General features: G+C 64.4%; 17 protein-coding genes. All 17 read right to left on the reverse strand.

What is annotated here, in order from left to right; translation table 11 throughout:
• Nucleotides 1-4: 4 nt before the first annotated feature.
• Complete coding sequence (locus EA472_RS22060; protein ID WP_124193591.1) at nucleotides 5-505, reverse strand: hypothetical protein; 501 nt, start codon at nucleotides 503-505, stop codon at nucleotides 5-7.
• A gap of 1 nt (nucleotide 506) precedes the next feature.
• Entirely contained in the window at nucleotides 507-1412 is a 906-nt protein-coding gene (locus tag EA472_RS22065; protein ID WP_124193592.1) for a phage tail tube protein, read from the reverse strand.
• Nucleotides 1409-1813 carry a hypothetical protein gene (locus tag EA472_RS22070; protein ID WP_165874970.1) on the reverse strand — a complete coding sequence of 135 codons (405 nt, stop codon included), beginning with the start codon at nucleotides 1811-1813 and terminating at the stop codon, nucleotides 1409-1411. Before EA472_RS22070 ends, EA472_RS22065 begins: the two co-directional genes overlap by 4 nt.
• Complete coding sequence (locus EA472_RS22075) at nucleotides 1756-1947, reverse strand: hypothetical protein (RefSeq protein ID WP_124193594.1); 192 nt, start codon at nucleotides 1945-1947, stop codon at nucleotides 1756-1758. The genes EA472_RS22070 and EA472_RS22075 overlap by 58 nt, the downstream gene beginning before the upstream one ends.
• On the reverse strand, nucleotides 1944-2450 hold the full coding sequence (locus EA472_RS22080; RefSeq protein WP_124193595.1) for a hypothetical protein: 507 nt from the start codon (nucleotides 2448-2450) through the stop codon (nucleotides 1944-1946). The genes EA472_RS22075 and EA472_RS22080 overlap by 4 nt, the downstream gene beginning before the upstream one ends.
• On the reverse strand, nucleotides 2450-2899 hold the full coding sequence (locus EA472_RS22085) for a hypothetical protein (RefSeq protein WP_124193596.1): 450 nt from the start codon (nucleotides 2897-2899) through the stop codon (nucleotides 2450-2452). The genes EA472_RS22080 and EA472_RS22085 overlap by 1 nt, the downstream gene beginning before the upstream one ends.
• 2 nt (nucleotides 2900-2901) lie before the next feature.
• The gene (locus EA472_RS22090; protein ID WP_124193597.1) at nucleotides 2902-3603 is read right to left on the reverse strand and encodes a hypothetical protein; all 702 of its coding nucleotides are present in this window, start codon (nucleotides 3601-3603) and stop codon (nucleotides 2902-2904) included.
• Nucleotides 3596-4477, reverse strand: a complete 882-nt coding sequence (locus tag EA472_RS22095; protein WP_124193598.1) for a hypothetical protein — start codon at nucleotides 4475-4477, stop codon at nucleotides 3596-3598. The genes EA472_RS22090 and EA472_RS22095 overlap by 8 nt, the downstream gene beginning before the upstream one ends.
• A 2-nt stretch (nucleotides 4478-4479) precedes the next feature.
• Nucleotides 4480-4692, reverse strand: a complete 213-nt coding sequence (locus EA472_RS22100) for a hypothetical protein (protein ID WP_124193599.1) — start codon at nucleotides 4690-4692, stop codon at nucleotides 4480-4482.
• Between the two features lie 6 nt (nucleotides 4693-4698).
• Nucleotides 4699-5922: a hypothetical protein gene (locus EA472_RS22105; protein WP_124193600.1), complete on the reverse strand. Its 1224-nt coding sequence runs from the start codon at nucleotides 5920-5922 to the stop codon at nucleotides 4699-4701.
• A complete protein-coding gene (locus tag EA472_RS22110) occupies nucleotides 5919-6971 on the reverse strand; it encodes a hypothetical protein (protein WP_124193601.1) in 1053 nt (350 codons plus the stop codon). Before EA472_RS22110 ends, EA472_RS22105 begins: the two co-directional genes overlap by 4 nt.
• Nucleotides 6972-7039: 68 nt before the next feature.
• Nucleotides 7040-7903: a hypothetical protein gene (locus EA472_RS22115; RefSeq protein ID WP_207891210.1), complete on the reverse strand. Its 864-nt coding sequence runs from the start codon at nucleotides 7901-7903 to the stop codon at nucleotides 7040-7042.
• 2 nt (nucleotides 7904-7905) lie between these two features.
• On the reverse strand, nucleotides 7906-8292 hold the full coding sequence (locus EA472_RS22120) for a hypothetical protein (protein ID WP_124193602.1): 387 nt from the start codon (nucleotides 8290-8292) through the stop codon (nucleotides 7906-7908).
• Nucleotides 8289-9941 carry a zinc ribbon domain-containing protein gene (locus EA472_RS22125; RefSeq protein WP_124193603.1) on the reverse strand — a complete coding sequence of 551 codons (1653 nt, stop codon included), beginning with the start codon at nucleotides 9939-9941 and terminating at the stop codon, nucleotides 8289-8291. The genes EA472_RS22120 and EA472_RS22125 overlap by 4 nt, the downstream gene beginning before the upstream one ends.
• A gap of 3 nt (nucleotides 9942-9944) precedes the next feature.
• Entirely contained in the window at nucleotides 9945-11570 is a 1626-nt protein-coding gene (locus EA472_RS22130) for a hypothetical protein (protein ID WP_124193604.1), read from the reverse strand.
• 4 nt (nucleotides 11571-11574) lie between these two features.
• Nucleotides 11575-12186 carry a hypothetical protein gene (locus tag EA472_RS22135; protein WP_207891211.1) on the reverse strand — a complete coding sequence of 204 codons (612 nt, stop codon included), beginning with the start codon at nucleotides 12184-12186 and terminating at the stop codon, nucleotides 11575-11577.
• A complete protein-coding gene (locus EA472_RS22140; protein WP_124193605.1) occupies nucleotides 12183-12905 on the reverse strand; it encodes a hypothetical protein in 723 nt (240 codons plus the stop codon). The genes EA472_RS22135 and EA472_RS22140 overlap by 4 nt, the downstream gene beginning before the upstream one ends.
• Nucleotides 12906-12922 lie beyond the last annotated feature (17 nt).

The following is a 12922-nucleotide window of genomic DNA, read 5'->3' on the forward strand; positions in this document are numbered from 1 at the left end:
TAGCTCATTCCGTGGGCGAGTCCGATGACGATGAGGTCGTCGAGTTCGTCTCGCCCTCGCTCGAGTTTCCCGGCGCCCCTGGAACGCCCAGTGCATTCGCCTTGGCTTCGGCCCACTTCGGGAATCCTGGGTGGCACTGGCCGAGATTTCGGAACGTCTCTGCGAGATCGTCGCCGACGTACGGTGCGTCGACCGTGCTGGCGGCGACCCACCAGAGCCGGCGTTCGTCTTTCTCGGCAGTGCTGGGCCGTTCACGGTGCATCATCGCTTCCTCCGAGGCAGTCATCGCCCCGAGTTCGATCTCTGCCCCGGGGCTCCAGCCTTCCTCGTCACGTTGCCACTGGAGCCCATTCTTGAAGTAGGCCAGCCGGTCTTTTTGAGACTCGGTACGCTCATACTCGGACGTCGACGAATCGAGTTCGTCCAGTGCCTCATCGAGGGTGGCGATGTGGTCTTTCAGCTCGTCGATCGCGTCCTCGAGAACGTAGGTTTCAGTCGTGAGCATGTTAGGCCTCCGTGACCGTCGCCGAAACGCCCCCGACGTGGTAGTCGATCGGCTCGCTTAGATCCTCTTCCGGAGCGACCAGATTGCTCCAGTCGTACGAGTTGGGCTGGCAGTCGTCGAGATCGTACTCGATGGTTTCACCCTGTCCGTTCTCCAGCGAGAACGTTGCAGAAGTCTTGTCGACGACGTCGCTGTCCTGCGTATCGTCAGCGGCGAGTGCGAGCTGGTCGCGCTCGGTGAACGTCGCGTCAGTCGAGAACGACGGTTCGATCGCGTCGACAACGGCGCTGTGTGGATGGCGGCTCTGTCCGCGCCGGAAGCGTGCCAGACCGGCAAGCGACAGTGACGCCGACTGCATGAGCGACTGCCCCATTCCATCGACATCGAAGTTCGCACCGTGCCACTGGTAGGCGTCCTCGTCAGCTGGCTGTTCGATCTCTCCGGGTTCGGTGACGTCGTCCGGCTCGAACCCGTAGAGGACCGTCAGGTCGACCGTGACATCTTGACCCTGTTCGTAGTTGACCGTCGCCTCGGGCACGATCGCGCCGGTCGGCGTCCGCGGCTCGGTCGACCCATCTGGCAGCGTGACGGCAAGATACCATGTCGCCGATGGCGCCTCCATTGGCTCGGTCGGGAGTGCGGTTCCGTCGTCGGCAAAGACGAGGTCGTGCCACTCCGCGCCGGCGAGAGTTCCGGACACGTTGAGCGCGCCCTCCCAGTCACCCGGTCGCGAGCCGGCCGGCGTCGGGTCGTCGGGCTGTCTCGACCGCTCGAGTGCTTGCTCGACCGAGAGGCTGCCGACGGTGACGTCGATGAACGGCTGATGCCACGTCGGGTCTGTCCCGGGCCCCTCGCCGAACTCGTCCTCGAGCGTGAACGCCACTTCGGCAGATCCGGCCCCAGTCATTCAGACCCACTCGCCAGCCCGGCGATATCCTGAGCTTCTTCCCTCGCTATCGACCGAACACCCTCCTCGATTTCGCTCGGTTCGTCCGGGTCGGTAGGCCGCACGTCGATGGAGAGGCCTTTGATCCAGACGTCGTCGGCGTCAAGCCGGCGTTCCAGCTCGCACTCGAGTGCATCGAGTTCGACGTCGACCAGGAGCCGTCCTCCCTGCCGGTCGTCGACCCGAATCTCGGCGTCGTCGACCGTGACGTCGAGCCCGAGGAGGTCGTCGAGGTGTGCTTCGAGGTCCTGCGACAGGGCCTCGGTCTGTTCACCTACCGCTTCGATCGTGTCGGTGAAGTCTGTCATGAGTTGTCGTTGTAGTACTCCTCGAGCCGCCGCTCTTCGCGACGAGCCGTCCACCCGAGAAGGTCTTCGATCGGGGATCGGACAGTCGACGGCGACGAACCGGGAACGTCGACTCGGCAGACGGCTTCGCCGTACTCGAGATCGATGTCCTCGAGTGTGAGTGTCGCGCTGATCGTGAGTTCTGTCATCGTCTATCTGGATCCTGTTTGCCCGTCAGCCGGACGTCGAAATCGACTCGAAAGTCGTCCGCGTAGTCGCTCGAGACGTTTTGCTCGTTCTCGATGCGCGCGTCTTCGTAGTGGACGAAGCCGACCTCGTCGTCGGCGTCGACCGACGGATACGTACGCTCGGCATCGATCGCCGCCTGCGCGTATCGAACGAGTCGTCGGAACTCGCCCTTCGACGCGATCGTGCCGCCCGCCTCTTCGTGGACGCCCTCGACGCGAACGGCGACGACCGTCTCGACGTCGTAGTGAAACTCCGTCCCGATCGGTGTGCGGGCCCGGTCGCCTTCGTCGGCCGAGATCGCCGCCGTCTGCGAGAGTTCGACGCCTTCGCGACGGCCGGTCTCGAGGACCTCGCTGCTCTCGAAGTCCTGGCGGACGACGGTCTCGTCTGCGAAGTCACCATCCGGCCACTGGTCGGCGATCGTCTCGAGCACCCAGCGCACTTCGTCCTGGACGTCGGCCATCAGCTCATCACCCGCCGGACATCAGCCAGCGCGTTCCGGATCGCTCGAGCCGCCGGGATGCCGCCGGTGACAGAGCCCCAGTTGACTTCTTCTGCGACGACGTGTTCGGGGGCCCCTGGCGGCCGCGTCCCTTCCGGCGGGCTCTCCCAGTGGAACGACAGTATGGGGTTGCCCTGGATGGTGTGCGGGCTGACGCCATGTTCGAACAGTGCTGTCAGTCCCGGCCACTCGAGGCGAACGCCCACGGAGCCGGCGTCACGTTCGACGAACGGGCCCTCGACCTCCTCCCAGACGTGCTCGATGTCGTAGCCGTTCCGGGCGGCGTACTCCTGCCAGTTCTCACGAGCGATCCGCTCGAGTTGTGGCCCGATCTCTTCTTCCAGCTTCCGCTCGACGTCGTCGAGTAACGCCTCTCGGAGGTCGTCTTCGAAGCTGTCGTCGAGGTCCATGATCAGATGGTTGAAAAGCCGGTGTACTCGGCCGCCGTGTCCTCGAACTCGTCTGTGAGTGCCGACCGCTTCGTCGACCGGTCGGTGAGGTTGCCGTCGTTCGAGCGCGACCGTTTGAGCTCGTCGTCGAGTGCCAGTCTCGACGCGGCCTTCGCCGCGACCGCGTCGGCGACGTCCGCCGGGACGCTCGTCACGAGACCGTCCTCGTCGATCTCGACGTCTTCGCCCAGCGGCCCGTACCGGTACGTGATCCGCATGAAGCGCTTGTTCGGGTCGTCGAACGGCGTCAGTTTCACGCGTCGCCGGTAGATCGTTAGCCGCCGGCCGCGGTAGTTGAGCGTCCACTTTCGCCCCTCGTCCTCGGTGATCGGTCGCCACGTATCGCGACGCGTCCGCACCTCGAGTTCGTCGCCTTCCTCCGGATCGAGCGGTAGGATTCGGCGGTTGTTGAGTTGGACCGTGACGGGTTGGACGCTCTCGGCGTCCTGGACGTCGTGGACTTCCCACGATCGCGGCTCGTCCGGATCGCCCACGCGCTCGGGGTGGAACGGCCGGCCCGTCCGGTTGATCCACGTGCGTGTGGCCGCCGCGGCACGCTTCTCGGCGCGCTCGACGAGCTGGTCGGTGGCGCTGTCCGGATTCTTGTCGAGCGCCAGCAGGACGTCGTCTGCGCTCGCATAGCGGACGTCGCTGGAGTTAGCCATCGTCGCTGAGCGCCTCGTCGATCGCGGCTTCGACCTCCGCGGGCTCGAAGCGGGTCAGGTACTCGGCCATCTCGGTCTGGCCAGCCGTCTCCAGATCGATCTCGGGGCCGATCTCGAGTGTTCCGTCGCCGATGGCGTCCTCGATAGCGTCGATCGCTCCCGTTCGATCCTTGCCGTCTCGTTCGGCCTCCCGGAGTGCGTACAGGGATTCGATGTCCCACAGCTGATCGTCTTCGAGTTCGAGGCGGTCCTCGAGTTCGTCGATCGTGCACTCGCCCGGATCGAACGGCGCCTCGAGATTGTCGAGTTCTGGTTTGCGGATGGTTCCGACGATCGCCGACAGCTCCGAGCGCGAGAAGCGGCTTGTGTACTCGTCGGCCCGCTGTTGCGAGACGCCCGCTTCGTCATCGCGCTCGATGCCCGCGATCTCGCGCAGCTGGTCTCGGTAGGGCTCTTCGTCGTCTTTATCGAACACACGGCCGGCGTCGTCGAGATCGAGTTTCTCGAGGACTTTCTGGCGCTTCCAGCGATCGAACCCCTCGTAAAAGACGTCGGGGGGCAGGTAGTTGCGCTCGAGCAGTGCCTCGGCAAGGCGACCGGCGTCGTAGATCACCTCGAAGTCGCTGCGGGCCTCGAGGGCGTGAACGCCGATGTTCGAGTTGGCGATGTGGTCGTCGTCGAGCCACGTCGGCAAGAGGCCGAAATAGGTGCGCCCACGCTGGAACTTCGGCGGGCCGGCGTACCCGGCACGACGGGGCACGTTTCGGTCCGTTTTGGTGCTTTGCGGGCCGGTGTATCGAAAACCGACGAACTCGATCTCTGCCCAGCCGTTCTCCTCGTATTTCTCTGCGCTTGGAAGTGTACTTACTGGCATGATTACGAAGTGATAGTGGCGGTTGTTTCGACGTCGTTCTCTCGGAATGCCTCAACGAAGTACGGTGCCTCGACCTCGAGGATCGTGGTCTCGCCGTTGTAGACGTAGACCCGGCCCTCGTCGTCTCGGGCCCAGTGCGTTCCCTGGACCTGGCGGACGTACTCGGTGTCGTCGATCTTGACGGTAACGGTGATGGTAGTGGGTTCGTCGCTCATGTGGCGTTACTCGGTGATGTCCCGGAGCAGCGCACCGCTCGAGAAGTCCCGGTTGACTGCCTCGTGGTGCATCATCATGAGCGCCTCTTCGCGGTAGCGACCGGTCGCCAGGTAGCCCTGGGTCTGGCCGCGGCCAGCGGTCTCGACGTACGGCTCGGCGAACTGCTCGATCGCAAGTCGCGGCTGCCCGCGGATCGTGTCCGTCGGGACGACGAAGATCGAGCTGAGGTCGCCGTGTTTGATCGCGTGCTGGTTCGCGACGATCGGGATGCCGTCGTAGTCGCGGTAGCGAGCGGTTCCCGAGAGGCCGCGGATCGTCTGGCCGTCGCCAACGTTCTCGCGAACGTACTCGGCCATCGCCGCCTGGTTGCGGACGTTGTTCCGGTCGGCGGCCAGATCGGAGAGGACGCGAGCCGTGTCGTGACCGGTGAGGATCGCCGTGTCGCTGTAGACGTCGACGTCGGCGAACTCGTTGAAGTTGTTCAGGAAGCGGTTGACCAGGTCCTCCGTCAGCTGCTCGTCCTCGGTGACGTGGTACTCGACGAACGAGTCGGCCCAGTCGTCTTCGGCGCGCGTGATGCTGCCGTAGTCGAGGTCGCCAGCATCGTACGGGTCGCCGTTCGGGTCGGTCGCCTCATCCTCCTCGTCGCTCGAGGCGATGACGCGGTCGAGCGTCGTAATCTTGTCCTCGTCGTCGTATTGATCGTCGCCCTGGAAGACCGCCTCCGAGATCCCGTCGCGATCGATCGCGAGGTCGAGCTGCTCCTGCTGGAGCTCCCAGAACTCCTCGAAGCCGACGGCGTCCTCGATCGTCGACCGGATCTCCTGGAGGTCGCTGACCTCGATGACCGTCTCGGAGCGCTTGGGGTCGAACTCGACCGGCTCGACGCCGAACGTCTCGCCCTCGGGGACGTCGCCGCCCTCGGGGTGCGTCTGGAGGTCGACCGCGTCGGTCGCCGCGCGGTAGGCCTTCGCCGTGACCGGGCCCTCGAGAGAGGCGTTGAAGCGGTCGACCTGCTGGAGTGCCGAGTACCACTCGTGTTCGGAGTTGTACTGGGCGTACAGCGTCGCCGTGAAGATGCTGTTGACGTGGCCGTCGACGCTCGTGTCGTACTGTGCCCGCTGGAGCAGGCCGTCGTCCCAGTCGAGCGGGACGTTACCCACGAGGTGGGATTCGACGAACGCTTCCGGGCTGTTCCCGCCGTACGAGAGCAGTTCGTTCGGCCTCATTCGCCGTCACCTCCAGTGATCGCGCCGGCGTCACCGACGGTCTCGGAGTCGTTGCTCGGCGCCGTCACGACCGTGTCGTCGGTCGTCACGAAGTCGCCCTTCTTGTCGACCGTCTCGACGAGGTTATCCGCGAACTCGTCGTCGTCGGCCATCTTCTGTGCCACTGCGCCGGCCATCTCGTCGAGCACCTCGTCGCTCGTGACGGCCGCCGCGACGCGCTCGTTGAGCTCCTGCTCGTCGAGCTTCTGATCGTAGCCTTTCATCTGATCGGTGTCACCAGGCTGGCCAGCGTCGCGATCGTGGTCGCCGGCCGCCGTGTCGACGGCAGTCTGCTCGGCGGTGCCGCCGCCCCCGAGAACCTCCTGCACGCACTCCTCGGGGTCTTTGCCGGAGAGCTCGGCGAACTCTTCGACAGTCTCTCGAGCTGCGTCGTTGAGCATCTCGAGCGGGCCGCCATCGTCGCCATCGCCGCCGTCTCCGTCGTCCTGTTTCTGATCGACGTCGCCACCAGCACCAGCGCCGGCGTCGGCGCCAGCGTTGGCGGTGTCGGTGTCGGTGTCGGTGTCGGTACCACTGTTCGGGTTCGGGGTGGAATCTGATTCGGTTCCCATGTCTGAGTCGTCTGGTTGGTCGGTGTCCGCGGCCTGGTCGACATCGCCGCCGTCGCCGTCGCCGCGATAGTACTCGTCGACGACGTCGCCGAAGTCCTGCGTGAACTCCGACGGGTCCATCTGCTCGATGCTATCGACTACTGCCGAAAGGAGTCGCATCGCACCTGCCTGAGACATGTCGGTCCGCTCGGCGATCGTGCCGGCGGCCTCGCGCATGTCCTTCTGGTCGACGTCCTGGCCTTCGACCGCGGCCAGCTTCGCGTCGACCCCGTCATCCAGGTCGCGGAGTCGCTGTACTACCTCGTCGGGATCGACGGTATCGCCCGCTTTCTGGTCGACCGTCTGGAAGATTTCGTACGGCGAGGGATCTTCCGGGAGGTCGCCCAGCGCAGAGCGGGCTTTGCCGTCGACCGTGTCTCTACTGCCGAAAATATTCATGTGGAGAACATGGCCATGTTTCCCTTGCGTGGGGCGCCGGCCGCACGCCCCGTCATCGGGAGTCTGTGCTACTTGGTGAGCTGCTCGACGATCGCCATCTCGAGTTCCGCGAGCCCGCCTTCGCGGTCAAGCAACCGCTCGCCCATCAGCTCATGGACGTTCTCGTGGAGTGCATCGATCTGGACGTCGACCGGGTCCTGGTCTCGATCTTCGGCTTCGAAGTACGCCCCCCACGCCTCTCCGCTGGCGTACGCCCAGTCCCCGTCGAGATCCAGCTTCTGTTCGATCTGGCCGGCCAAGCTGTTACGCCGCTGGAGTCGGCGCCGGATCGTCGCCTCGAGCAGCCCGCCGTGCTTGAAGTCGACGACGTCGAAGTCCGCTGCCGGGTTCATGACCTTCTCTGCGCTGCCGAGTGTGACGGCGTGGAGGTCGCAGTCGACGGTCACGCGCGTCCCGTCCGGCGCCTGGTGCTCCTGATTCGAGTAGACCGTCACAGAGTAGCCGCCGTAATCGTCGTTCAGACAGCGCAGCCGGGCCAGCTTGCTCTTGGTCGTCTCGTTGCCGATGTTCGCGACGAGCGTGAACTCCTGATCGTCGACGGTCGTCTCGTAGTGTCGGCCGTCGTCGCTCTCCCACTCCCAGATCGGGATGCCGACCGGGACATCGTCGTGTTTGACCGAGATGATCCCCGGCTCGCGATCGCTCTCGAGGAAGCGCTCGAGGGCGGTCGCGACGGCGTCCATCTGGATTTGCTGGCCCGTCCGATCGACGATCTCCACGCTGGCGGGCCCTTCGATGATGAAGTTCTCCGCGTCGAAGATGGGGTACTCCCACTCGTCAGGGACGGCCTCGCGGGTGAGGCGGCGGTCGCGAATCGGGCCCACGGGCTCGGCCTTCTGGCCAACGTTCTGATTGACAACTCGGATGCTCATGGTCAGATTCCCTTGCCGCTGAGGACGATCATGCCGACATTTGCATCCGACCAGGCACGGATGAACTCGCTCCCGGATTGAAACCCGGTCGCCTCGGTGTCGCCGGTGCTGATATTGTCGATCTCGAGGTCGACGCGTTCGAACCAGTTTTCACCGTCGTGCGAGCACTCGATCGTGATATCCATCCCGCCGCCGTCAGAGCGACCCATGACGGTGAGTTCGGTACTGCCGGAGTTCTTCTCGAGAACGGCTGCGTTCTCGGGATCGGTCACCTCGCCATCGGTGACGGTGACCGACGACTCCGTGACCGCTGTATCGACCATCACGCGGTCGTTGAGGTTGGTGAGCTGTGCGACGGTTTCGAGAAGCTGTTCGATGCTTGGTCTCATGCGCCTGGTAGTGTGTCGTCGGCGTCCGGGACAGTATCCGCCGGGCTGTCATCCCCAGATTCGTCTGGCGGTTCGTCGGTCGACGGCTCGAGGGCCTCGACGTCGATCTCCTGGTCCGGGATCTGTAGCTGGCCATCCTCGACTGCGACCTTCGTTCCGGTCTCGCGAGCGATCTCGATCCCCCGCAGCACCTCGAGTGGCGACAGGGACGCGTCTTCGGTCTCGGGATCGACGTACGCGAGTTCCCAGTCGCAGTGGCCCTGGACCATCTCGATGATCCGGCACAGCTTGTCGAGCGCCTTGTCTTTCGTGTCCTGGTGGGCCGACGCGATCGCCGAGTTCGTGATCTCGACCTGCGTCCCCTCTGCGTTCAGCCCGCCCGTCTCCGAGAGTTCGTTCTCGAAGGCGTCGGTGATCCCGAACATGGCACGGACCTGCGACATGAGGCGCTCGACCATCGGCTCGCGGCCGTTGATGCCGGACGACGTCGACAGGTCCAAGATCTCGATCTCGACGTCGTCGGGGTTGCCTTCGTACATGAGGCGGCCCTCTTCCCACGGATTCTTCGACTCCTCTTCGTTCAGCGAGGCGCTCAGACTCTCGCGGACGCTCTTGCCGTAGGCGACCAGAAACTTGTCCGGGAGCTGTTGATCGTTCTGCGGGTTGAGATACTGGAGCTCGTAGTTGCGCGACCACTGGAGGATGGCCTGGAGTTTGATCAGCGGCAGGATCGGCGATCGGCCGTCGAGTCCGTTCCGGATTGGGAAGTGCCGGGCCCAGTCGATCACTTCGTGTTTCAGGAATAGTCGCTCGACATCGTCTTTCCGCCCGCTGCTCATCTCCGCGTAGCCGACCTCCTCGAGCTGAGCGTGACACTGCGGGCAGACCTCGGTCGGGTGATCGGCGTCGTCCTCGAAGGTGAGGTCGCCCTCTTCCCAGTACTCCCCGCGATGTTGTGGGCACGTCCACCAGCCGCCGTGGCGATTCTTCTCGTCGAGGACCGGATAGAGCCGCGTCGGATCGGCATGGACGAGCTCTTTGATCTCCGTTGGTTCCCACCTCGAGGTCGATCGGACCGAGCGGCCGGCGACCTGGACGTCGCGCTCGACGTGTTGGTACGTGAGCCGAACGAGAACGGTCGAGACGCCGTGAAAGGACTGGTAGTCTTCTTCGTATTTCCACAGCGAGGCGAGTGACTGGCCGTCGTCGTTGACCGCCTCGACGAACTTCGAGAGCCAGTGTTTCTGTGCCTTCGACGGGCCCTCGAACTCCGTGTGGCCGCACACTTCGCACGTCTCGCGCTCTTCGTCGTACTCCGTCCCGCAGTTCGTACAGCAGTCGGTGAACGACGGGACCGGCACCGGAAACTGGTTCCGGTACATCTCGTCGCGGAAGCGTTTGAGCGTCGTCGCGAGCTCCGTCGAGTTGAGCGAGAACGACCGCAGGTCGATCTTGCTCCAGACACCCGATTGACTCGAGACGCGAGGGACCGGGCCGATCGCGCCGACGTGGCGATCCCGGGTTTTGTCTTTCGTCTGTGGCGTTGAGGCGATCTGTGCCTGCAACGACTGTTCGACGTTGCCGTCCGGCCAGACGAGATGCAACTCGCCGTTGTCGTCCTCGCCGAGTTTCGTCGTGTTCACTGCCATAAGTTACCAGTCTAAGTGTTCGAAATCGTCGCTGCTGACGTGCTCGACCGACTGATTCGGCCCTCTCGAGGCGATCTCGAGCGCGTCGAAGCGGTCGTCGTGAGCGGCGTCCGGGAACGGCAGCCACTCGTCGCGGATGAACGACTCCCAGCGCTCGTTCTCCTCGCTCGCCACCTTCACCTTGCCCTGCTGGAAGCGGTTGGCCAGTCGGTGAAGGCGCTGTTCCTTCTCGCCCTCCGACGGCGACTTCGTGACGGTGACGTCGAGGACATTGGCCATGACGTCCGCGATCTCGTCACCCTCGAAGTTGGACTCGACGAGCAGCTCGCCGACTGGGTAGTCCGACAGGTGGACGCCGACGAACTCCTCTGCGGCCTCTTCCCACATGTAGCCGCGATCGCGCCAGAGGTCGATCGCGTACTCCTGGTCGAGGTCGCGGTCGTACGCATACACAGCGAGCGCCCAGTAGTCCGACTCGCCGCGCTGTGCAGCGGCCAGGTTGTTCGGGTTCGCGAAGTCCAGGCCGGCGTACCACTCGAGGGCGTCCCAGTCGTCTCGAGGGATCGGATCGACGAATCGGAGCCAGTCGAGGCTGAGGACGCGCCCGACCGCAGCCTCGGGGTTCTGCTGGTTCTCTGCCTGCCAGAGGCCCGTGTCGCCGGCCTTCGAGACGACCTTCGTCAGGAGCGTCTCCGGGCGCTCGAACTCCGGCCAGAGCGTCCGAAACCCGTTGGCCGGTCGGATGCCGTCGTCGATCACGTCGACGTCCGTCGGCAGATCGCGTAGTGAGTCGTAGACCTCGCCGTCGGTCGCGTGGACCTCGTACTCCTCGTTCTCGATGACGTGGAAGTCCGACGTCGCCCGCCAGACGCGAGCCGCCCACCCGGGTTGGGAAACGCCGCGAGCGATGAAGTCGTCCCACTCGGGCGTGTTCGTCGAGAGGACGTGCTCGCGGTAGACGTCGTCGGGCGTTTTGCGCGTCCCGATGACGATGTTCAGCGACTTGTGCGGGAGGCAGGTCGCCCCGCGCTTGGCGGCGACGTTGTCGTAGTACTCCTCGAAGTTCTCGGAGATCTGGGATCGAAGGGCCGTCGTCTGGTTCGTCAGCGTGGCGATGTCGTCGTAGATGATGACGTCGTAGTGCGACCCCGTGTCCGACGTCCGGATCGAGAGCGGCTCGAGCGTCGGCTCGATGTTCGTCCGCCCAGCGTCGAGCTGGATCGTCGTCTTGCTCGAGTCGTAGATCGGAACGCCGTAGCGCTCGCAGGCTTCCTCGATCGAGGCGACGGCCGTCTTCGCTCGCTTGTCCGCGTGTTTCTTCTTGTGCGAGACGATCGCCATCCGGATCGACGGAAAGTTGACCGCCAGCCACGCCGGGACGACCTCGATCGTCGAGACGGTCTTCCCGTAGTTGCGCGGGCCCAGGAGTGCGATGTTCTTCGGGGTGTGCGGCTTGAAGACGGAGTCGTCGATGAGCTGGTACCAGTCGCGGAGGTGCTCCGGCGGGAACAGGATCCCCTCGGTTCCGAGGTGCTCGATCGAGAAGGCCGGCAGCCAGCGTTTGGTTGCCGCTGGGTTCGAGAGTACCTTCGCGAACTTGTCGCTCGGCGCGTCGGCTTCTGCGGACATCGTATCACCGGACTTCGCGTATCTCGTGGCGACACCAGTCGTGAACGACGTGGTTGCTCGAGGGTGGATCCTCGACGAACCGGCTCTTTGCCTCGCCCATCAGGTCGACGATCTCGTGATACGGGAGGCCCTCTTCCGGGACCTGCTCCATGATCCACTCACAGGCCGGGTGTTCGGGGTCGGGGCCACCCCACCGAAAGCGACGGCCGGCGAGTCGATCCTGCCGGTAGCCGCGCATCCGTGCCTGGAGGATGAGTTGGTTCAGATGCTGGCGGGCGTTCTTGAACGCCCAGCCGCGGTTGATCGGGAAGCGGTCGGCCATCTCGTCGGCGATCGAGTAGATGTCCCACGGCTCGCTCGAGAGCTCGCCACGCCAGAAGTCGCGGTACTCGTCGTGCGTGATCGGCTGGACGTCCTCCGGGGTGGCCGGTGGCTCGAGGGCGAACTCGTACTGGACGACGTCGACGATGTTCTCGAGGACCAGGTCCGGCATGTTCTGCGACCGGGAGAACTCCGGCTGCTTGTTGATGTGGCGGCCGTACTCGGCCTTCTGGTCGACGTCGTCGTGTCGCTCGAGGTGAGCGAGGATGTGGTAGCCCAGTGAGTTCATGCTCATGCCCGGAGGTCCTCTGCGAGGTCGTCGATCAGGTCCTGCGTCGACTCGTCCAGGCCGTGTTCGTGATCGTGGCTGTGGTCGACCTCGCCCGAGACGTCGACGGCGATCTCGTCGGCACCGAGCATATTGTACTCCTTGAGCCACTTTCGATCCTCCTTTCGGAGGCGCTGTTGTGTCTTCGTGACAACGGACTCGGTGTAGCGGTGCTCCTCGCGCATGTCGTGTTCCGTCGTCTTGATTCGCGTCTCGCGATCGACGAACGCGTTCCCGGATTCGAGGTCGGCTGGTTTATCAGTCGCCCAGTTATCCGAGTGGATGATCTTGATGTGGTTGACCGCAATCTCCGAGAGGCGTGCCTTCTCCCCGACGATCGGGTCGCCGTTCACTCGCCGGAACTTCTCGACGTAGCTCTCGTATATCTGGTCGCACAGTTCGCGGAGCGGATCGTCGATCACCTGCTGGTAAAAGCGGTTGCTCTCGACGAACAGTGCGTGCGTAACGGCGTTCGTGTTATCCTCTGGTGCGCCACCGTCGTTGCCGACGGCGTTCGTGTTGCCCTCGTGGCTCGAGCCGTCGGCGTTGGTTCCGCGGTGATGGCGGCACTTGCCGTCCTCGAAGTCCGTCCCCCAGCCGGCAGGGCGTCCGCAGGGATCCCCGCTCGAGTTGCGACCGCCGTGGTCGCCACACTCGTTCTCGTAGTTTCGATCGGATTCTGCCATGAGGTAAGTTGTTTTCG

This window comes from Natrarchaeobius oligotrophus, from assembly GCF_003841465.1.
In the GTDB taxonomy this organism is placed as follows: domain Archaea; phylum Halobacteriota; class Halobacteria; order Halobacteriales; family Natrialbaceae; genus Natrarchaeobius; species Natrarchaeobius oligotrophus.

Bases quoted from the DNA above. Each gene is read 5' to 3' on its own strand.
- EA472_RS22060 (WP_124193591.1), bottom strand. From the start codon at position 505: ATGCTCACGACTGAAACCTACGTTCTCGAGGACGCGATCGACGAGCTG.
- EA472_RS22065 (WP_124193592.1), bottom strand. From the start codon at position 1,412: ATGACTGGGGCCGGATCTGCCGAAGTGGCGTTCACGCTCGAGGACGAG.
- EA472_RS22075 (WP_124193594.1), bottom strand. From the start codon at position 1,947: ATGACAGAACTCACGATCAGCGCGACACTCACACTCGAGGACATCGAT.
- EA472_RS22080 (WP_124193595.1), bottom strand. From the start codon at position 2,450: ATGGCCGACGTCCAGGACGAAGTGCGCTGGGTGCTCGAGACGATCGCC.
- EA472_RS22085 (WP_124193596.1), bottom strand. From the start codon at position 2,899: ATGGACCTCGACGACAGCTTCGAAGACGACCTCCGAGAGGCGTTACTC.
- EA472_RS22090 (WP_124193597.1), bottom strand. From the start codon at position 3,603: ATGGCTAACTCCAGCGACGTCCGCTATGCGAGCGCAGACGACGTCCTG.
- EA472_RS22095 (WP_124193598.1), bottom strand. From the start codon at position 4,477: ATGCCAGTAAGTACACTTCCAAGCGCAGAGAAATACGAGGAGAACGGC.
- EA472_RS22100 (WP_124193599.1), bottom strand. From the start codon at position 4,692: ATGAGCGACGAACCCACTACCATCACCGTTACCGTCAAGATCGACGAC.
- EA472_RS22105 (WP_124193600.1), bottom strand. From the start codon at position 5,922: ATGAGGCCGAACGAACTGCTCTCGTACGGCGGGAACAGCCCGGAAGCG.
- EA472_RS22110 (WP_124193601.1), bottom strand. From the start codon at position 6,971: ATGAATATTTTCGGCAGTAGAGACACGGTCGACGGCAAAGCCCGCTCT.
- EA472_RS22115 (WP_207891210.1), bottom strand. From the start codon at position 7,903: ATGAGCATCCGAGTTGTCAATCAGAACGTTGGCCAGAAGGCCGAGCCC.
- EA472_RS22120 (WP_124193602.1), bottom strand. From the start codon at position 8,292: ATGAGACCAAGCATCGAACAGCTTCTCGAAACCGTCGCACAGCTCACC.
- EA472_RS22125 (WP_124193603.1), bottom strand. From the start codon at position 9,941: ATGGCAGTGAACACGACGAAACTCGGCGAGGACGACAACGGCGAGTTG.
- EA472_RS22130 (WP_124193604.1), bottom strand. From the start codon at position 11,570: ATGTCCGCAGAAGCCGACGCGCCGAGCGACAAGTTCGCGAAGGTACTC.
- EA472_RS22135 (WP_207891211.1), bottom strand. From the start codon at position 12,186: ATGAGCATGAACTCACTGGGCTACCACATCCTCGCTCACCTCGAGCGA.
- EA472_RS22140 (WP_124193605.1), bottom strand. From the start codon at position 12,905: ATGGCAGAATCCGATCGAAACTACGAGAACGAGTGTGGCGACCACGGC.